A 19,571-nucleotide genomic window follows, 5' to 3' on the forward strand; every position below is an offset into this window, starting at 1 on the left:
TAAATTCGTAGATTACGAGGAGGATAACCTTGAAGACTTTTTCAAAAGGTATAACAGCAGTGGCATTAACAGGATCATTACTTTTAACTCCTATTTCAAGTTATGCGGCAAATGATGATATTACAGGACATATGTTTGAGACGCATATGCGCTCACTTATTACTAAAGGAGTTTTAATGGGGTATGGAGACAATGTATATGCGCCTGATAAATTAGTAACAAGAGCAGAGTTTGCTACATTCATAGCAAGGGCTTTAAATTTACCGAAAGCTGATTCGAATTTCGAGGATGTGCCGAAGACTTACGGTTTATATGATGGTGTAAGTAGAGCATATGGAGCGAAAATTATTAATGGTCGTACGAACGAGACGTTCTCACCAAATGATGTGATTACACGTGAAGAAATGTCGATCATGGTAAAGCGAGCGTTAGACTATAAAAATATTAAAGTAGCTGTAAGTCCGCTTACCTTTACTGATAAAGATAGTATTAACTATAAAGAGCATGTGCAAGTTATGGTGGCTACTCAAATTATTAAAGGGTATCCAGAAGATAATACATTTAGACCACATTTATCAGCTACAAGAGGAATGGCTTCAGCTATGTTGGATCGCATGCTTCAGACGATTGAAAAAAACGGAAATACCAATCCTGTAGAAACTAAGAAATATGTTGTGACAAATGTAAGAGAAAACGGAACAGAGCAAGAAGTAGAGCGCTATAATACGTATAAAGAAGCGGTTACGGCTGCTCAAAATAAAGGTATGAATGCGGTAAAATATGAGAACGAATTTTTATGGATTAAAGATGGTTTTGCAAGTGCGAAAAGAATAACTGGGCAAAACATCATTAATATTTATGATGAGAATTTAGCAACAGTATATACGTATATTCAGTATGGAACAGAATTGAAAGTGTTAGAAGTTGGCGAAGATCGTGTGAAAGTTCAACTTTCTGGTTTGACAGGTTATGTGAAGAAGAATGAAATCACTTTAATTCCTACCAATGAAATGAAACAGTCGTCTTATTATGTGAAATCAGATGGATATTTATACCATAAATATTATACATATAATACAAGTTCACCTGGATATACAGAATTTAGATATGGTGTGGCACCTTCTTTCATGAAGCAAGGACAGCAAATGTATAGTGTAGATGGAAAGACATTCGGAGACGAAACTTTCTATCAATATTTCAATTATTTATCATTACGTTCGAAAACAGATTATACAGCTGAACAACTAGATAGTTATGTGAAATCGATTAAGCCAGACTCTCCATTAATTGGTTTAGGAAAGAAATTTAAAGAAGTAGAAAGCAAGTATAATGTAAATGCATTATTCTTATATTCATTAGCAATTCATGAAAGTTATTATGGAACAAGCGCTCTTGCAAAAGACAAAAATAATTTATTTGGTTTAAAAGCAACAGACGATAGTCCATATGGTAACGGAGAAGCATTCAATTCAAAAGAAGATTGTATTGAACATGCAGCAAAATTATACATGAATGAAGGATATTTAAATCCAGGACATTGGCGTTATACAGCAACATATACAGGTGATAAAGCTGCTGGTTTAAATGCGAAATATGCATCTGATGCGAACTGGGGTAAAAAAGTAGCGGGGCATATGAACCGTTTTGATTCTTATTTAGGTAAAAAAGAATACAACAAGTACAAACTTGCACGTGTGATGAATAACGTGGAAGTGAAAAAGAATCCTAGTATATCAAATGAGCGACTGTATCGTTTAAATACAAATGTAGTTGTCACAGTTACTGGTGAAGAAATAATAAATGGAAAAGCGTGGGTTAAAGTTATTTCAGATAATCCTACTGTAACAGAAGCGTATATTGCAAAAGAAAGCTTAGAGTACGTAAAACATTAATTAAATAAAAAAGAAGGTGCTACTAATATTTCGTAGCACCTTCTTTTTATCCCGCTATTTGCCGGGCAGTAATCCCCCACTGATTAAAGTTTCACTTTATTCAATTTCAAAATCAACAATGATATAGGCGAGAATAACAACGAAGAAAATACTAACGGCTGGCGCTGTTAATACGTGGCCAGACATAAAGCCAATGCCAAGTGATAGAATGAGTGTGCTCGCTAATAGCATATACTTTACGCTCATGATTTTCTTAAAGTTTGTGATCATGCGGATGAATAATTTAATACCAAAGTATAGAAGTGGTATTAAGTAAATAAGGAAACCGACAATTCCAAATGCGAAAAATAGGTCATGGAAGTCCATTTCAATTAATTTAATTTTATCTGTGTAGTTACCAGCGTAACCCATTCCGAATAGTTTTTGTGAAAGCGGTGCGTCTTTATAGTACTGTTTGTATGTTTTTAAGAATTTGTCGCGATCGCTGTAAATTAAACTTTTTACTTCAGAATCTGTAAGTTCACCTTTTGCATGTTTTTTTGCATCTTCTGGATCTTCTTTAATTACTTTTCCTTCTTTTCGATCTTTCTCTTCTTGTACTGATTTTTTGTATTCGTATATTTGCATGTGAATGCCCATATTTTTTGCGATAGGAGTATGCGGTGTAAGAACAATTAAAGCTCCTAGTATAACAGCGGCAACAACGGTATTTACAATATGTGTGAATCCTTTTCCTTCTTTTTTACGATTTATCATGTACTCAATGAATGAGAAGAAAAGTGCTACGCCTAATGTAATAACAATTGCGCCATATCCGACTTTCGTTCCGACCATAATACTTGCATACATCGCAAGTATTGTTGGAATCCAGTAATATATTTTCGAGAAAGAAGTTGTTTTATGAATCGAATATAAGACAATGATTGGGAACATAATGGCGAAAAGAGAACTTAAATCATTTCCAGCGAAGAACCAACCTCTTGAACCGACTTTTGAGTGAGGATAGCTTGGGAAATCCGTTCCAGTTTGCATTGCGACAATCATTGTGATGCTTAAAATTAAAGTTGCATATAAGAAATATGTAATAATTTTATGAAATACATACTCTTTATTTTTTAGCTCTTTAAAGGCGATAATATATCCAAACAGTAGCACAATTGGATATACGCTCTTTAAGATAAATTTAACTTCTTCTCCAAATGAAACTGGAGATTTAACCATCATATTATTTACAAGACCGATTGCGAGTGCGATTCCGAGTAAACATAAATAGAGGATGTACTTTTTCGCATCTTGTTGTTTGTGATGAAGAAGTAGGTATCCTAATGCAAGAAGCATAAAGGCGAAACGGACTACAACTCCAACTGTTGCGCTCATGTGTAATATATAGATTGAAAAAGATGTTAATAAATCTAAAATTGGTTGAAACACAATGAATAGCAATAGGAAATGTGGGAAGTAGTTATCCGTTTGTTTCAACTTATTAACCATATGTTCCTCCAGTTCTTCATTCCTTTATTACAACACCCAAAAGATGGGTATAAAGCCTTTTTTATATAGTAAGGCGAATGAATTTCAATATTTGTTTTTTTATCAAACTTAAGAATACACCATTTCATTGTAATGGTAAATAGATGAAAAGCATGGATAAACCGACTTTAATTTCTATATTTTTCAACGGAATTGTATGTTTTATACGGTATATGTACAAATTGCGAGATTATTAGACAGAAAATTGAGAAAAAAGAAGGATTTTTCAATGGTTCTCTATAATTATATAAGTATAATCTTTATGGAGAAAAGAGGGGTATATATAATGGAAATAACAAGTAAAACAGAATCTGTCGTTGTGAAATATGAAGGCCACGTTGCAACGGTTATGGTCAATCGCCCAGAGGTGTTAAATGCGTTAGATGAGCCGACCTTAAAAGAGTTATTACAAAAGTTGAAAGAAGTAGCGGAAAGTTCTGCGCATATCGTTGTGTTATGCGGGAACGGACGTGGTTTTTCTGCGGGTGGGGATATTAAATCGATGCTTTCAAGTAATGATGAAAGTAAGTTTGATGGTATTATGAATACTATTTCTGAAGTTGTCGTGACGTTATATACGATGCCAAAGCTTGTTATTAGTGCAATTCATGGACCAACTGCAGGTCTTGGATTAAGTATTGCGTTAACAGCTGATTATGTAATGGCGGATATATCATCTGTTATTGCGATGAACTTTATTGGAATCGCTTTAATTCCAGATGGAGGCGGTCATTTCTTCCTTCAAAAGCGCGTCGGTGAAAATATGACGAAGCAAATTATTTGGGAAGGTAAGAAATTATCAGCGACAGAAGCGCTTGATATCGGCTTAATTGATGAAGTAATCGGCGAAGATTTCCAAACGGCTGTGAAGCAGAAGATTAATGAATGGTCACAAAAACCGATTAAAGCAATGATTCAAACGAAGCAAATTTTATGTGAAGTAAATCGTTCTAATTTAGAGCAAACATTGCAATTAGAAAAGCGTGGTCAATATGCAATGAGACAAACAGCGGATCATAAAGAAGGTATTGCTGCGTTTTTAGAGAAACGTTTACCAGCATTTAAAGGGGAATAAAGTTTGTCCATTCCTCACTGATTATTAGCTCGTTAATTCGGGATAAAGGGGAGAAAGTGCTAACACATTTTAGTATAATTGTGTTAGCACTTTTTTTTAGGAGTAATACATGAAGAAAATGATCGGTGTTATCACTATTATTTTGCTTACATATTCTGCTTTGCATAGTACACCATCTTTGGCAGTTCGGACTGCGTTATTTTTTGAGGGACATCCAAGTGTTGCATTTTCTGACGGCGTGACGAAAGAAAAAGATGTGAAAAAAGAAGCGATTCCAGATGAGTATCAAACTCTATATGGTAAGGACGAAGACTTAGAGCACTATTTCTTTCCACATGTAAGAGCACATGGATCAGGAATTGATATGTTAAGTGCATGCGTGAAGAAAAAATGGTTTTTCTATAAAGCAGAGCTCGGATGTTATTAAATATAGGAGGATGAATGATGTCAGCATATAACAAGTTAGTAAGAGATCGTGTTCCAGAGAAGATTTTAATGTCTGGAAAAACATATACAGCACAAAAATTAACAGGTCAAGCCTACATACAAGCTTTAGCGAAAATTGGAACGGAAGAAATTCGTGAATTTGCTTCTATGAAAGAACGCGAACATGCACTAGATTCTCTTGCAGATGCGCTAGAGGTTATCATTTCATTAGCACGTGCAGAAGGTGCATCGATTGAAGATGTGGAACGCCTTCGTAAGCAAAAAGAGATAGAACGCGGTGGATTTGAAAGAGGGATTTATTTATTAGATGTTTCAGAAGAATAGTTTTATAGGAAAAGCATAGCGTTAATGAGTAACACTATGCTTTTTTGTTGCAATGAAGCTAATAATGAAGAAGATAGCTGTTAATATCCAGCCGATTGTAATAGAAGTAGTAGTATGAATGGCATAAGAGATTTGTAAACAAAATAATGATGCTAAAAACCAAATGAGTGCAATGTGTATATATTTTTTTGATATATTCATATTTCAGGACTCCTTTTGTATACTAAAAAGAATTTTACTACAATTTAGAAAATTGAGCTATATAAGTAGAGGTTTTCTGGCGAATTTTGTATACTGAATAGTAGAGAAAATGAGGAGGAAACGACAATGGCACATCATACGAAAGAAACGATGGAACTGATTAAGGAGCTTGTCTCTATTCCGAGTCCATCTGGAAATACAGCAAAAATTATTAATTTCATTGAAAACTATGTCAGTGAGTGGAACGTAGAAACGAAACGTAATAATAAGGGAGCTCTTATTTTAACGGTAAAAGGGAAGAATGATGCGCAGCACCGCTTATTAACGGCACACGTTGATACGTTAGGTGCGATGGTGAAAGAAATTAAGCCTGATGGTCGCCTGAGTCTTTCTATGATTGGTGGATTTCGCTGGAACTCTGTAGAAGGGGAATATTGCGAAATTGAAACATCAAGTGGCAAGACGTATACAGGAACGATTTTAATGCATCAAACATCTGTACATGTATATAAAGATGCAGGTGAAGCAAAACGCGATGAGAAAAATATTGAAGTTCGTATTGATGAGCGCGTATTTTCAGCTGATGAAGTACGCGAATTAGGAATTGAAGTAGGAGACTTCGTTTCATTTGATCCGCGCGTTCAAATTACAGAGAGTGGATACATAAAATCACGTCATTTAGATGACAAAGTAAGTGTTGCGATTTTATTAAAATTAATTAAAAGATTACAAGATGAAAACGTAACATTACCATATACGACGCATTTCTTAATTTCTAATAATGAAGAGATTGGATACGGTGGTAACTCTAACATTCCAGAAGAAACTGTTGAATACTTAGCAGTTGATATGGGAGCGTTAGGTGATGGACAAACATCTGATGAATATACAGTATCTATTTGTGCAAAAGACTCTAGCGGCCCGTATCATTACGCACTGCGTAAACATTTAGTAGAGCTTGCGAAAACGAATCATATTGAATATAAAGTAGATATTTATCCATACTACGGATCTGATGCATCAGCTGCGATTCGCGCGGGATTTGATGTGAAACACGCTTTAATTGGAGCGGGTATTGATTCTTCTCACGCATTTGAACGTACACATGAAAGTTCTATTGCGCATACAGAAGCATTAGTGTATGCATATGTAATGTCTAATTTAATTGAAGAATAATTTCATAGATAATAGAGAGCTGATTAAAGATATTATTTTTAATCAGCTTTTTATTTGGCAAAGCGATTAGGAGACATGTTCTAATCGCTTTTTTATCCCGCTATTTGCCGAGTAGTAAGACCCCTACCTCAAAATTCAGCGAAAGCAAAAAAGTTAGATGGGGACCGGGCTGCCCGTAAAAGCCCGATTGGTGAGGGCTGATTAAAGTTTTTTTATATACATTCATTATAAGTTATATATATGCGATTTTTGTTATAAGGCCGGAAACGTATTTACTATAGATATATAATGTTATACACTATGAAAGGAATTAATTAATAGTTAATATTTTTTAGTTAGCTTGATTAAAAAAATGTATGAATATGAAGTTTTGAGAGGAGATTTATTTTTCATGAAGTACAAAGCAATAGCCGCAGGTTTATTAGCAGCAAATTTACTAGCACATCCAATTAGTAGTTTAGCAGAAACGAAGAAATTTCCTGATGTTTCAGATAGTGCGTGGTCGAAAGACGCAATTTATTATTTAGTAGAGAGAAATGTAATTAACGGTATGCCAGATGGTAACTTTATGCCATACGGAAATTTAACACGTGCCCAGGCAGCAAAGATTATCGCAACAGCAATTGGTGCTAAAGTAGATCCAAATGCAAAGCCGTCTTATAATGATGCAAAAAATAGTTGGGCAGCTTCATTTATTGCAGCCATGGAAAAAGAGAATATTATTAAGGGACGAGAACCAGGAGTATTTGATCCTGAAGGAAAAGTAACTCGTGCTGAAATGGCAGCTATGCTTGTAAGAGCATATAATCTGAAAAGCAAAGTAACAGGACCAGTTCCTACAAAATTCGCTGATTTAGAGAATCATTGGGGTAAAGAAGAAGTTAATATTTTAGTAGAATTAAAACTTTCTTTAGGTACAGAGAATGGCTGGAAACCGAATGATTCTATTACGCGTGAACAAGCAGCTCAGCTTACTGCGCAAACAGATAAATTTAGCAAGAATAGTGATCGTCCAGTAGAAACAAAGAAAATGTACATAGATAGAAAATTCATTACATATCACGCACCATCATTAAGTTCTGGGATTAGTGCGAATCAGCATAATCCACAAACGGTAGAAATTAAAGAAGAACGAGATGGATGGATCAAAATTGCAACAAGTAACGGTGATAAATGGACACCTTTAGTAGAGAAAACAGAAGTTATTAATGAAGGATTCACTACTTATGCAGAAGCTTCTTCTTCGTCAAAAGTAATGGGAACACATAACGCACAGCAAGTAACTGTTATTGAAGAGAACGGCAGCTGGATTCGTATCCGCATGGGCGCTGGTTTCCAATGGGTTAATAAAAATCAATTAAATCCAGTGAAGCAAGGGAATTTCTTAGAAGGAAAAGCGATTATCATTGATCCAGGTCATGGTGGAGTTGATCCAGGGCATTCTGGTGTGAAAATGGATGAAAGTGCTATTGTATTAGATACATCTTTACGTGTACAAAAACTATTTGAACAAAAGACACCATTTACTGTTTTATTAACACGTAATGATGATACGCGTCCGGGAAATACTCCTGGTGAATCTTTGAAAAAACGTGTAGAATTTGCACAAGAAAATAAAGGTGATATTTTCGTAAGTATTCATGCAAACGGGTTTAATGAACAAGTAGAAGGAACAGAAACGTTCTACTACAGATCGGCAACAAATCCAAACTCAGAAGAAAGCCGTGTACTAGCAGAAAAAGTACAAAAACGTTTAGTACAAGCACTTCAATCAAATGATAGAGGTGTAAAGACAGAAAACTTCTATGTAGTGAAATACAATACAATGCCTGCTATTTTAGCTGAACTAGGTTTCATCGATGCTAAAGGTGAAGGTGAAAAACTAGCGACTGAAGAATGGAGACAACGTGCAGCGGAAGCGATTTATCAAGGCATTTTAGATTACTATGAAGAAATGGGTAACAACGTGTCTTCTTTCCGTTAATAAATAATAAGAGATTGCCATTGGCAGTCTCTTTTATTTATTAACGTTTCTCTTTATTTCCGGCATATGATATCATTTAATTTTATATACAAAAGAAAAGTATTTGAGTAATTGTAATCATAACAATTTTAAACGATAGAGGATGATAATAGATTGAATAATCATAGTAAAACACCTGCCTGTATATATACGTATGCATTTCGTGAGGAGGAGCGTGCTTTATGTTACTTGGAAATGCGCTCGTTCTTTGGAATGGAGTCCCACGTTAATATTTTAAAAAGTGATGTCAAGATTGACCCGAGTAGAAGTGCGTTTATGAAAGAGCGCGTTGAGGTTATGTATGAAGGGGACGACTTAGAAAGCATTTTAAAACAAGTGGAACAAATTGATTTGGCGGGAGCGACATTTAAAGTTATCTTCGTTAAAATCAATGACCTCGTTGGGGAGAATAAAATTGAATATGGAGAAAGACGTCTTATTGAACGAGACCTTGGCATGCATATTGAAGGAGAAGCGGATGTTCGTAATCCAGAGCGTGTATTCGGGATTGTTCCTCTTGGAGGACGCTGGTACTTCGGGCACTATGTAGAAAGCGAACCAGTTTGGTATCATCACATAAAAAAACCGCATAGTTATTCGACATCTCTTAGCACACGTGTTGCGAGATCAGTTGCAAATATCGCTGTACCAAATCCAGAGGGAGTACGAGCAATTGACCCGTGCTGCGGTATTGGAACAGTAGTAGTAGAAGCACTTTCTATGGGGATTAACATCGTTGGTAGAGATATAAATCCACTTGTAGTTCTTGGAACAAGAAAAAATATCGCACATTTCGGATTTGAAGGAACAGTAACAAAAGGACCAATCGAGGAAATTACTGAGAACTACGACGTTGCCATTATCGATATGCCGTACGACCTATTTACGCATGCCACACCAGAAGACCAGCTCTCCATTCTTTCAAGTGCGCGCCGCATCGCTAAAAAGGTAGTCGTTGTAACGATGGAGACAATGGACGACATGATCCATGAAGCAGGGTTTGAAATTACAGATCGCTGTATTACCAGAAAAGGATCATTTACTAGACAAATTCTTGTTTGTGAATAAGAAAGGAAGGTCACCCGTTTGGGTGACCTTTTTAGTGTAGTTTGATGTGTGATTGATTGGCAGTTTGTAGGCGGCGATAAGTTGATATTGTGATAGGAGAATCTATTACTGTTCTTTTAATTTCTCTTGTTGTGCGATTAATAAATTGCGTAATACGTGTCCGCGGTAACTTTCTAATTTTCGTCCTTCATGATAGCGTACGCCTAATTTTTTTAGTTCAGCTACGTACCAGCCCTTTGTTCCGTAGTACATTGGATCACTTCCTTTTTGCTTTTGAACAGTATATGTTGGGGAGCGAAGTAACTTTACATTGAAAATAATAAGACTGGTTGTATCAAGGGGGCCCCCATAACATAGACTCTGGACAGTGTATAAAAAAATAGACAGTAGTGTATGTTTTTCTAAAAATGCATACAAATTTATACCCTATGCGTTGGCATGATATTTGCAATGAAAAGAGTATCAACGTATAGGGGAGAGATCGAAATGAAGGTTAGTAAAATATATACAACGATTGATGCACACGTAGCTGGGGAGCCGCTTCGAATTATTACGGGCGGAGTGCCAGAAATAAAAGGAGAAACGCAGCTGGAAAGACGCGCCTACTGCATGGAACATTTGGATTACCTTCGTGAAATTCTGATGTATGAACCGAGAGGGCATCACGGAATGTACGGTTGTATCATTACACCGCCAGCAAGTGCCCACGCTGATTTTGGTGTTTTATTTATGCACAATGAAGGATGGAGTACGATGTGTGGTCATGGCATTATCGCTGTTATTACAGTTGGAATTGAAACAGGCATGTTGGAAGTAAAGGGTGAAAAACAAAAGTTCATTATTGATAGCCCAGCCGGAGAAGTTATTGCGTATGCAAAATATAACGGGAGTGAAGTAGAATCTGTATCATTTGAAAATGTTCCTTCATTTGTATACAAAAAAGACGTTCCTATTAAAATAGATAACTATGAATTTCAAGTAGATATCGCGTTTGGAGGAGCATTTTACGCTGTTGTAGACTGTAAAGAATTTGGTTTGAAAGTTGATTTCAAAGATTTATCTGCTATTCAAATGTGGGGCGGTAAAATTAAACATTATATAGAGAGCAAAATGGAAGTGAAACATCCACTTGAAGAAGGATTGAAAGGAATATACGGCGTTATCTTTTCAGATGAACCGAAAGACAAAGGTGCTACGCTACGAAATGTAACGATTTTTGCTGATGGGCAAGTAGACCGTTCTCCTTGCGGTACAGGAACTTCAGCGAGAATCGCAACTCTTTTTGAAAAAGCTACCTTGCAAAAAGGAGAAGTATTCATCCATGAATGCATTACTGATGGGAAATTCCAGGGAGAAGTATTATCCGTAACCGCAGTAGATACATATGAAGCTGTCGTTCCAAAAGTAACGGGGAATGCCTTTATTACAGGATTTCATCAGTTCGTTGTAGATCCGAGAGATGATTTGAATCGAGGATTTTTGTTAGGATAAGAGGAGGGGGGGGAAAGATATGCTTGTCATAAGCGCGAACGAACAAAGAAACTTAGTAAATATGAATGAAGTTATTGAATACGCGGCGCTTGCTTTAAAAGAATTTTCCGCAGAAAGAACGATTACACCAATAAGAGGCTCATTACCATTTGCGAACGAGCAAAATACGGCATTAATTATGCCTTCAGTAGCGGAAGGACTTGAGGCACTTGGAGTAAAAATAGTAACGGTAGTCCCGCAAAATAAACAGATAGGAAAGAAAACGATCAATGGGATTGTGATGCTATCAGACTTTCAAACGGGAGAACCGCTCGCACTTCTAGAAGGATCGTACTTAACGATGATCCGAACAGGCGCCTTATCAGGAGTAGCGACAAAATATTTAGCTCGTCATAACGCAAAAACTTTATGCATTATCGGCACGGGTGAACAAGCGAAAGGAATTGCCGAAGCAATATTTGCGGTTAGAGATATCGAAAAAGTCATCTTATACAATCGCACAGAAGAAAAAGCGTATGCATTTGCGCAATATATACAAGAGAAATTTGGTAAACCTGCTTACGTTTACAAGGATCCAAATGAAGCAGTACGTGAAGCAGACATCATCGTCACAACTACGAACGCAACCACACCAGTCTTCTCAGAAATCTTGCAAAAAGGCGTCCACGTAAACGCCGTCGGCTCATTCAGACCGAGCATGCAAGAACTACCCTCACATGCCATAGCTAAAGCAAACAAAGTAGTAGTCGAATCAAAAGAAGCAGCACTAGACGAAACAGGAGACCTTCAAGTTCCGATAAAAGAAGGTCTATTCAAAGCAAACGCCATTCACGCTGAACTTGGTCAAATTATAAGCGGAGAAAAAGCTGGGCGCGAAAATGATGAAGAGATTACTATTTTCAAATCAGTTGGTTTGGCGGTAGTAGATATTATCGTTGCGAAGTATTTGTATGAGAGAGCGTTGGAGCAAGGGGTAGGGAATAAGATTGAGTTTTGAGACTGCCTTTTGGTGGTCTTTTTTTCAATTCATCAAATGTCATGATAACCTCCTAAATGTGTTTTTTGTCTTTAATTTCATTCTACATTTTCGATCATATAAAACAATCATTTTAGAGGGGTTTTCTGTAAGTTGATAGTTTTTTAACTCATTTTATGAGGCTACTTATTCGTGGTCTTTTTATTTTCTCCTCCGCATAAATATAGTTTATTGCAAGAATGCATTAATAGATTACAAACTTTCTACCTTTGCGAAAAAGTTTGACAATACATACGGGTAGTGGTAATTTAAAACCTATAAGAAAACTCGGTATTAATTCCGAGTTTTCTTATAGGTGTAAATAGTCGAGAGGGGTCGAAATATGAAGAAGAAGTTGTTTGTATTACCATTTGTCCTACTATTATTTATTGCATTAGCTGCTTGTTCAGGGGAAAAAGATTCGAAGCAAGCGGGCACTAGTAAATCAGGGACTCCGAAAGATGGAGGAACGTTAACGATTGGTGTTAGCGATAATCCAGATACGATGAATCCGCTTTATGCGAATGATCGTGTGTCATTAACTGTGCAGCAAGCTTTATATGCGCCGCTGTATCATATGGAAGACGGTAAGAAAAAGTTTGTTCTTGCTGAGAGCTTTACGCCTTCAGAAGATCAATTAACTTGGACACTGAAGTTAAAAGATAATTTGAAATGGCATGATGGTAAGAAAATTACATCAGACGATATAGCATTTACATTCCAATCTATTTTAGATGAGAAGCAAAATAGCTCAAGTCGTGAAAACTTTATTTTTAAAGGAAAGCCGCTTGAGGTGAAAAAGGTAGATGAGTTAACCACTCAATTCGTTTTACCACAAGTAAGCGCATCTTTCGAAGGTGTGATGAATGATTTCTTCCCAATTCCGAAACATGTATTTGAAGGGGAAGCAGATTTAGCGAAGAGTAAGAAAAACTTACAGCCTGTAGGTTCAGGACCGTTTAAGTTTAAAGAGTATAAATCAGATGAGTACGTTGCATTAGATCGATTTGATGATTATGTAGGTGGGAAAGCTAAATTAGACTCTATCGTATACCGTGTTGTAAAAGACCGTAATACAGCAAATGTTTCACTGCAAAATGGTCAAATCAACATGAAGATGATTGAGCCGCAAGACTTTAAGAAACTAGATAGTACTGGGAACTTCTCAATGGTGACATTCCCTGAAGGTAGATTATTCTACTTATCTTATAACATGAATACAGATTTGATGAAGAAAAAAGAAGTGCGCCAAGCAATTGCGCATGCGTTAGATAAGAAAGAAATGATTAACTCAGCATTCGTTTCAGGTGAATTTGCAGAACCAGCAAATTCAATCTTAACGCCAGACGCTATGTATTATGCGAAAGATATTAAAGAGTATAAGTATGATAAAAAAGAAGCGAAAGATTTATTAGCAAAAGCTGGCGTGAAAGATAAAGAAAAAGTACGCGTGATGTATGTAACGAATAACAAAATCATGGAAAGCTTAGCGCTTTATACACAACAAAAATTAAAAGAAGTTGGCTTAGAAGTTGAACTAAATGCATTAGATGCTAGTGCGGCAAGTGAAAAAGGCTTAGATAAAGAGAATAAAGAATATGACATTACATTTGGTGGTTACATAATGGGACCTGAGCCAGATTCATATAAGAGCTTATTCTTAAGTAATGCTGAATACAATTATGCCCGATATAAAAACGCTGATTTCGATAAGTTATGGGAAGAAGCTGCAGTTGAAACAGATAAAACAAAACGCGCAGAGCTATACCATAAAATTCAAGAGACAGCGAGAGAAGACGTACCTTATCTACCAATCGCGTATCCGAAAGCAGTTATTGCAGTAGATAAAAAGTTTGATGGATTAAAAGAAGCGAAAGCAATTCCTGTCACAATGTTTGAAGATCTATCTAAGATTTATGAAGTGAAATAAGAAACAATAAAGAAGCTGGTGGAAATCAGCTTCTTTAGCTTGAGGGGGGAAGTTTGTGTATAAAGTAATTGCGAAGAGGCTTTTAAATGCAATTCCGCTTTTATTTGTTATTTCTATTATTTCTTTTCTATTAATAAAACTAGCACCGGGGGATCCGGTTCGAAACTTTGTAACGCCAAACATGAGTCCAATTGATGTGGAGCGTATTCGTAAAAGTTTAGGATTAGATCAACCAATTTACGTGCAGTATTTTTTATGGTTAAAAAACATTTTAACAGGAAACTTTGGTTACTCACTTCAAAATCATCGTCCTGTTTTGGAACTTATCACAGAAAGATTACCTGCAACAATTGGATTAATGGGATCATCTTTACTCGTCTCATTCGTAATTGCAATACCACTTGGATTATTTACAGGTGTGAAAAAGAATTCATTCTTTGACCGCATTGTAAACTTTATTTCATACGTTGGTATTTCTATGCCGGTTTTCTGGTTTGCACTACTATTAGTCTACTTATTCTCTTTAAAATTGAACCTACTTCCGAGTATGGGTATGCGCACCGTAGGTAAAGATTCTGTCTGGGATATTGTGCAACACGGCATTTTACCTTGCATGGTGCTAGCGTTCCAAAACGTATCTGTTTATATGAGATATATTCGTTCAAGTACGATTCAGCAATTAGAAGAAGAATATGTACAAATTCAATATGCGTACGGTGCTTCGAAGAAAACGGTTTTATTTAATCACGTACTTCGAAATGTATTAATACCAATCATTACAATTTTCGGATTATCAATTCCAAGTTTAGTAGGCGGAGCGTTTATTACGGAAACAGTATTTTCATGGCCGGGTCTTGGTTCACTTGGGGTAAATGCTATTTTTAGATTTGATTATCCGATTATCATGGCAATTACATTACTATCATCATTCATGTTAATTCTCGGTAACTTAATTGCTGATATTTTATATGGCGTAGTAGATCCGCGCATTCGAATGAGGGGGTGATTTGGAATGAATAATAGGAGATTTCAAACGATAAAACATAGCTTTACGAAAAATAAGTTTGTTGCAATGGGAGTTATTATACTTGCGGTTTTAACGGTCGCATCAATTTTCGCATTCGTATCGCCGTACGATCCTAGCAAAATGTCGATTCCAGATCGCTTACAAGAACCGAGTATGAGTCATCCTTTCGGAACGGATGATTACGGAAGGGATTACTTAACGAGAGCGTTATATGGCGGACGAGTTTCGCTTGCGGTCGGTTTCCTTGCGATGGTTGTTTCTATTACAATCGGTACTGCAGTTGGAACAATTAGCGGGTATTTTGGCGGAAAGTTAGACAACTTTTTAATGCGAGTTGTTGAAGTGCTTATGTCAATTCCATCATTCTTTTTAATGCTACTATTAAATGCGTATTTAAAACCAGGAATTACGACGCTAGTTCTTATTATCGGATTACTAACATGGATGGACACCGCCCGTATCGTAAGGGCAGAAACGTTATCTGTAAAAGAGCGTGAGTACGTTTTATACGCAAAAGTATCAGGACAAAAGTCACTTATGATTATTGTAAGACATATCATTCCTAACATTTTATCAACCATTATTATCGCCGCGACATTAACGATTGCGACATCAATTTTAATGGAATCATCACTTAGTTTCCTAGGTTTAGGTATTAGAGAACCAGATTCTTCTTGGGGCAGCATGCTAAACAATGCGCAAGGATATATTGGTGAAGCTTGGTATTTAACGCTCTTCCCAGGATTTCTTATCCTTTTAACGGTACTTAGTTTTAACGTAATTGGTGAAGCATTGAAGAAAGCTTTCGCACCAAAAGGAGCCGGACATGAAAACTAAAGTGTTAAGTGAAAGGAGTGAGAAGCGTGTCTGAAAAACTACTAGAAGTGAAAAATTTAAAGACTTCTTTTTTCATAGAAAGTGGCGAAGTTGAAGCGGTTCGCGGCGTTACATTTCGCTTAAATAAAGGAGAAGTAGTCGGTATCGTTGGGGAATCTGGAAGCGGAAAGAGTGTAATGGCGAAGTCTGTTATGTCTCTCGTTATGTCACCAGGAAAAGTGAAAGAAGGGGAAATCCTTTTTCATAATGAAAACATACTTTCTAAATCTGAAAAAGAATTACGTTCTATTAGAGGAAATCAAATTTCACTTATCTCTCAAGACCCAATGTCAGCGCTGAATCCGGTCGTGAAAATTGGGAAACAAATGATGGAAGTAATTATACGTCATCAAAAAGTGAAAAAGAAAGAAGCAGAGCAGATCGCAATCAACTTGTTAAAGCAAGTCGGCCTTTCGTCACCAGAAGAAAGGGTAAAACAATATCCGCATGAACTAAGCGGTGGTATGAAGCAGCGGGTTATGATTGCAATGGCGATGTCTTGTAACCCTGACCTTCTTATTGCTGACGAACCGACGACTGCACTTGATGTAACGATACAGGCGCAAATACTAGATTTAATGAAAAACTTAAAGAACGAAACGAATATGGCGTTACTTCTTATTACGCATGACTTAGGAATTGTCGCGCAAAACTGTACGCGCGTCATCGTTATGTACGGCGGGCTTATTATGGAAGAAGGACCTGTACTTGATATTTTCCAATCGCCGAATCATCCATATACGAAAGGGCTATTAAACTCTCTGCCAAAAATATCGAACGGCGTAAAAGAAAGACTCGCTCCTATTCAAGGTGTAACGCCAAACTTATTAAATCCACCACAAGGTTGCCCATTCGCAGAGCGTTGCCCGCATGCGATGGACATTTGTGAAAAAGAACGTCCGCCATATTTTGAAATCGGAGACGGAAGGCGTTCCATGTGCTGGTTAAATGATAGGGCGGTAGGTGATTCCCATGCATGAAGAAAACTTAATTGAAGTTCGGAACTTAAAAAAGTATTTTCCTATTAAAAAAGGACTATTTGGCAGGAAAACAGAGCAATTAAAAGCAGTTGATGACCTTAGCTTCACCATTAAAAAAGGTGAAACATTCGGATTAGTAGGAGAATCAGGTTGCGGAAAATCAACGACAGGAAGAAGCATCATTCGTTTACACGATGTCACTTCAGGTAACGTTTTATTCGACGGAAAAGATATCGCAAGTTTAAAAGAAAGTGAACTAAAAGAATATCGAAAAAGAATGCAAATTATTTTCCAAGATCCATACGCATCATTAAACCCGGCAATGAATGTATTCCAAATTATTAGCGAACCGATGAATATTCACGGATCTTATGAAAAAGAAGAACAAAAAGAAATCATTTTAGACCTTCTGAAAAAAGTAGGCCTAAAAGAAGAACACTTATACCGCTATCCGCACGAATTTAGCGGAGGTCAAAGACAGCGCATCAGCATCGCGCGCGCACTATCTGTAAAACCAGACTTTATCCTATGTGACGAACCAATCTCAGCACTCGATGTCTCAGTCCAAGCACAAGTCGTAAACATGCTGCAAGACATCCAAGAAGAAACAGGCGTCACATACTTATTCATCGCACATGACCTATCGATGGTAAGACACATATCAGATCGAATCGGAGTCATGTACTTAGGAAACATAGTAGAAATTGCCGACAGCGAAGACTTATACACAAAACCGGCACATCCATACACACAAGCACTACTCTCATCTATGCCAGAACTAGATCCAACAAACACAGGCAAAGAACGGATCATCCTAGAGGGGGAAGTTCCAAGCCCGCTCAACTCACCGTCCGGCTGCAAATTTAGAACGCGCTGCAAATTCGCCACTGAAAAATGCGCACAGGAAGTACCGAAGATGGTTGAGATTGCGAAAGGGCATGAAGTGGCTTGTCATTTGTTTTAGAGGGAGAGCACTAGGGGGGACCTGGTGCTTTTTTCTTTTGTGTTGGGGTGTGGGATTGGTTGTAGACTAATGGTCAGTGATTGTTTATAGTTGCATTTCCTGTTATATAATTTTCCTTATTTTTCAACTATAATTGTAATGATATGTTAGATTGTATATTTTATCCTTAATATATTTAATGGAAGGGGGACTCTCTATGAAATTGCTTCGTTCATTTCTCATTTTCACTCTTGTTGTATTGTTAAGCGCATGTAATACAGCAACAAAAGTCACAAAGGTTCAAAAAAATGGCGAAACGACTTTAACAATTGGTTCTTTGCAGGGGTATTACGATGTACAAACGCTTAAAGCTGAAAAAGGAAATGTGGAAATTCCTTATGAGGCAGCAGTTGAAGAAGGTACGATTTTATTGCAAGTCACAAAAGACGATAAGGTCATTTATGAAGAAGAAGTCACTTCTCAAAAAGAAGGTTTGCTTTCTTTTGAAGCGCCAAAATCCGGATCATATGATTTAATTGTACGTGTGAAGGGTGAAGAAGAGAAAGCGAAAGGAATTCAAATACATACGAAGCTATGAAAAAACGGCAAGCGGAGTATACTCGCTTGCCGTTTCCATTTCCAGTTGGTTCTGGCATAACAAATGCTCATCAATTTCAAGAAGTGAACGTAAAGTAATTCCGAAGTATACAATATTTTACTTTCAGCGATGTAATCCCTAATAAAAGATTCAATAAATTTCATAATATAAATATTTAATTCTAATCATTAAAAATCCTACTTTTTCTTACTTTAATTGTTTCTAAAATATAAAGAAGAATACCTAAACCAAATATTTTTTCAGCATTAGAAATATTATTACCTAATTTAATAATCGGTACATTTAAGCCAAATCTTTCACTCCATTCTAAAGGCATATATCCCCTCTTGCAGTTTATTAATATACGATCATCCATTGTACGAAAAGACGTTTCGAAAAAATCAAATTCCACTTCTATCTCAGAAATTTTTATCTCTTTTTCATTCATCAAAGAACCACGTACCATTCCAAATCCTTGTATCATATTTTCTTTAAACATACCTACACAATTATAATTCGAATCATAAATAGCCCAATCATAATTTTCAACTTCACTTTGAAAATATGCAAGGATTTCTCCATCACTTGCTTCCAATCCAAAAACTTCTTTATTTTTTAAAATAGGTAATGTTGAAGAAATCATCTTTGTTCCTGCTACATATCTTCCATCAGGAGTATATAAACCTAAATGTTTATTATTGCCGGGTAATTCTAACAAAACATAAGTATCAATATCCCAAAATGTTAAATCATTTTTAATTATATTTTTTTCTAGTAAATTTCCTTTTCTTAATTGCCAAAATCCAATACTAAAAAATACAAGAGAAGCTATAATAATTAAGATTACTGGTCCCCAATTAATATTACCCCAAGTATTATACATACCAATTAATCCATAAAGAAAAAGCCCAGTTCCAATTAAACACTTCAACTTTCTCTTTTTTTATAATACTCAAATAATTCCACATAAACACC

The 19,571-nt window shown here is 36.4% G+C and carries 18 protein-coding genes and 1 pseudogene; 15 read left to right on the forward strand and 4 right to left on the reverse strand.

Annotated elements, in window-relative coordinates:
- Positions 1–29 precede the first annotated feature (29 nt).
- The gene (locus tag GD442_RS04540) at positions 30–1,892 is read left to right on the forward strand and encodes an S-layer homology domain-containing protein (protein ID WP_000847498.1); all 1,863 of its coding nucleotides are present in this window, start codon (positions 30–32) and stop codon (positions 1,890–1,892) included.
- Between the two features lie 96 nt (positions 1,893–1,988).
- Here the strand turns inward: GD442_RS04540 and GD442_RS04545 are convergent, their stop codons facing one another.
- Positions 1,989–3,383 carry an O-antigen ligase family protein gene (locus tag GD442_RS04545; protein WP_000247537.1) on the reverse strand — a complete coding sequence of 465 codons (1,395 nt, stop codon included), beginning with the start codon at positions 3,381–3,383 and terminating at the stop codon, positions 1,989–1,991.
- Between the two features lie 301 nt (positions 3,384–3,684).
- Between GD442_RS04545 and GD442_RS04550 the strand changes: the two genes are divergently transcribed.
- From GD442_RS04550 to GD442_RS04560, 3 genes are all read left to right on the forward strand, one after another.
- A complete protein-coding gene (locus GD442_RS04550) occupies positions 3,685–4,497 on the forward strand; it encodes an enoyl-CoA hydratase (RefSeq protein ID WP_001999174.1) in 813 nt (270 codons plus the stop codon).
- 109 nt (positions 4,498–4,606) lie between these two features.
- A complete protein-coding gene (locus tag GD442_RS04555; RefSeq protein ID WP_000738198.1) occupies positions 4,607–4,924 on the forward strand; it encodes a hypothetical protein in 318 nt (105 codons plus the stop codon).
- A 17-nt stretch (positions 4,925–4,941) separates the two neighbouring features.
- Positions 4,942–5,268 (forward strand): nucleoside triphosphate pyrophosphohydrolase, encoded by a 327-nt coding sequence (locus GD442_RS04560; RefSeq protein ID WP_001277350.1) that lies wholly within the window; start codon positions 4,942–4,944, stop codon positions 5,266–5,268.
- A gap of 21 nt (positions 5,269–5,289) precedes the next feature.
- Here the strand turns inward: GD442_RS04560 and GD442_RS04565 are convergent, their stop codons facing one another.
- On the reverse strand, positions 5,290–5,469 hold the full coding sequence (locus GD442_RS04565; protein WP_001027083.1) for a hypothetical protein: 180 nt from the start codon (positions 5,467–5,469) through the stop codon (positions 5,290–5,292).
- A gap of 126 nt (positions 5,470–5,595) precedes the next feature.
- Between GD442_RS04565 and GD442_RS04570 the strand changes: the two genes are divergently transcribed.
- The 3 genes from GD442_RS04570 (at position 5,596) to GD442_RS04580 (ending at position 9,736) form a co-directional block, all read left to right on the forward strand.
- On the forward strand, positions 5,596–6,645 hold the full coding sequence (locus GD442_RS04570; RefSeq protein WP_000930086.1) for a M42 family metallopeptidase: 1,050 nt from the start codon (positions 5,596–5,598) through the stop codon (positions 6,643–6,645).
- Between the two features lie 391 nt (positions 6,646–7,036).
- Positions 7,037–8,629, forward strand: a complete 1,593-nt coding sequence (locus GD442_RS04575) for an N-acetylmuramoyl-L-alanine amidase (RefSeq protein WP_000875341.1) — start codon at positions 7,037–7,039, stop codon at positions 8,627–8,629.
- A 153-nt stretch (positions 8,630–8,782) separates the two neighbouring features.
- A complete protein-coding gene (locus GD442_RS04580; RefSeq protein WP_001059321.1) occupies positions 8,783–9,736 on the forward strand; it encodes a TRM11 family SAM-dependent methyltransferase in 954 nt (317 codons plus the stop codon).
- Between the two features lie 105 nt (positions 9,737–9,841).
- Here GD442_RS04580 and GD442_RS04585 read toward each other — a convergent pair whose 3' ends face one another.
- Complete coding sequence (locus GD442_RS04585; RefSeq protein ID WP_113732248.1) at positions 9,842–10,117, reverse strand: YflJ family protein; 276 nt, start codon at positions 10,115–10,117, stop codon at positions 9,842–9,844.
- Between the two features lie 105 nt (positions 10,118–10,222).
- Between GD442_RS04585 and GD442_RS04590 the strand changes: the two genes are divergently transcribed.
- From GD442_RS04590 to GD442_RS04625, 8 genes are all read left to right on the forward strand, one after another.
- The gene (locus GD442_RS04590) at positions 10,223–11,227 is read left to right on the forward strand and encodes a proline racemase family protein (RefSeq protein ID WP_000868679.1); all 1,005 of its coding nucleotides are present in this window, start codon (positions 10,223–10,225) and stop codon (positions 11,225–11,227) included.
- 19 nt (positions 11,228–11,246) lie between these two features.
- Positions 11,247–12,224, forward strand: a complete 978-nt coding sequence (locus GD442_RS04595) for an ornithine cyclodeaminase family protein (RefSeq protein WP_000960320.1) — start codon at positions 11,247–11,249, stop codon at positions 12,222–12,224.
- A gap of 361 nt (positions 12,225–12,585) precedes the next feature.
- Positions 12,586–14,172: an ABC transporter substrate-binding protein gene (locus GD442_RS04600; RefSeq protein WP_000727702.1), complete on the forward strand. Its 1,587-nt coding sequence runs from the start codon at positions 12,586–12,588 to the stop codon at positions 14,170–14,172.
- A 55-nt stretch (positions 14,173–14,227) separates the two neighbouring features.
- Complete coding sequence (locus tag GD442_RS04605) at positions 14,228–15,178, forward strand: ABC transporter permease (RefSeq protein ID WP_000278778.1); 951 nt, start codon at positions 14,228–14,230, stop codon at positions 15,176–15,178.
- A gap of 6 nt (positions 15,179–15,184) precedes the next feature.
- Entirely contained in the window at positions 15,185–16,036 is an 852-nt protein-coding gene (locus GD442_RS04610) for an ABC transporter permease (protein WP_001065285.1), read from the forward strand.
- A 26-nt stretch (positions 16,037–16,062) separates the two neighbouring features.
- Complete coding sequence (locus GD442_RS04615) at positions 16,063–17,055, forward strand: ABC transporter ATP-binding protein (protein ID WP_001291147.1); 993 nt, start codon at positions 16,063–16,065, stop codon at positions 17,053–17,055.
- A complete protein-coding gene (locus GD442_RS04620) occupies positions 17,048–18,019 on the forward strand; it encodes an ABC transporter ATP-binding protein (protein ID WP_000544123.1) in 972 nt (323 codons plus the stop codon). Before GD442_RS04615 ends, GD442_RS04620 begins: the two co-directional genes overlap by 8 nt.
- A 196-nt stretch (positions 18,020–18,215) precedes the next feature.
- Positions 18,216–18,596: a BA_1872 family lipoprotein gene (locus GD442_RS04625; protein ID WP_000771854.1), complete on the forward strand. Its 381-nt coding sequence runs from the start codon at positions 18,216–18,218 to the stop codon at positions 18,594–18,596.
- Between the two features lie 181 nt (positions 18,597–18,777).
- Here the strand turns inward: GD442_RS04625 and GD442_RS04630 are convergent.
- Positions 18,778–19,562, reverse strand: a pseudogene (locus tag GD442_RS04630) (ABC transporter ATP-binding protein).
- Positions 19,563–19,571 lie beyond the last annotated feature (9 nt).

The organism is Bacillus sp. A260 (assembly GCF_009861435.1).
Lineage (GTDB): Bacteria > Bacillota > Bacilli > Bacillales > Bacillaceae_G > Bacillus_A > Bacillus_A cereus.

Excerpts from the sequence above, each read along its gene's own strand:
- GD442_RS04545 (WP_000247537.1), bottom strand. The coding sequence starts at position 3,383 with ATGGTTAATAAGTTGAAACAAACGGATAACTACTTCCCACATTTCCTA.
- GD442_RS04550 (WP_001999174.1), top strand. The coding sequence starts at position 3,685 with ATGGAGAAAAGAGGGGTATATATAATGGAAATAACAAGTAAAACAGAA.
- GD442_RS04555 (WP_000738198.1), top strand. The coding sequence starts at position 4,607 with ATGAAGAAAATGATCGGTGTTATCACTATTATTTTGCTTACATATTCT.
- GD442_RS04560 (WP_001277350.1), top strand. The coding sequence starts at position 4,942 with ATGTCAGCATATAACAAGTTAGTAAGAGATCGTGTTCCAGAGAAGATT.
- GD442_RS04565 (WP_001027083.1), bottom strand. The coding sequence starts at position 5,469 with ATGAATATATCAAAAAAATATATACACATTGCACTCATTTGGTTTTTA.
- GD442_RS04570 (WP_000930086.1), top strand. The coding sequence starts at position 5,596 with ATGGCACATCATACGAAAGAAACGATGGAACTGATTAAGGAGCTTGTC.
- GD442_RS04575 (WP_000875341.1), top strand. The coding sequence starts at position 7,037 with ATGAAGTACAAAGCAATAGCCGCAGGTTTATTAGCAGCAAATTTACTA.
- GD442_RS04590 (WP_000868679.1), top strand. The coding sequence starts at position 10,223 with ATGAAGGTTAGTAAAATATATACAACGATTGATGCACACGTAGCTGGG.
- GD442_RS04595 (WP_000960320.1), top strand. The coding sequence starts at position 11,247 with ATGCTTGTCATAAGCGCGAACGAACAAAGAAACTTAGTAAATATGAAT.
- GD442_RS04600 (WP_000727702.1), top strand. The coding sequence starts at position 12,586 with ATGAAGAAGAAGTTGTTTGTATTACCATTTGTCCTACTATTATTTATT.
- GD442_RS04610 (WP_001065285.1), top strand. The coding sequence starts at position 15,185 with ATGAATAATAGGAGATTTCAAACGATAAAACATAGCTTTACGAAAAAT.
- GD442_RS04620 (WP_000544123.1), top strand. The coding sequence starts at position 17,048 with ATGCATGAAGAAAACTTAATTGAAGTTCGGAACTTAAAAAAGTATTTT.
- GD442_RS04625 (WP_000771854.1), top strand. The coding sequence starts at position 18,216 with ATGAAATTGCTTCGTTCATTTCTCATTTTCACTCTTGTTGTATTGTTA.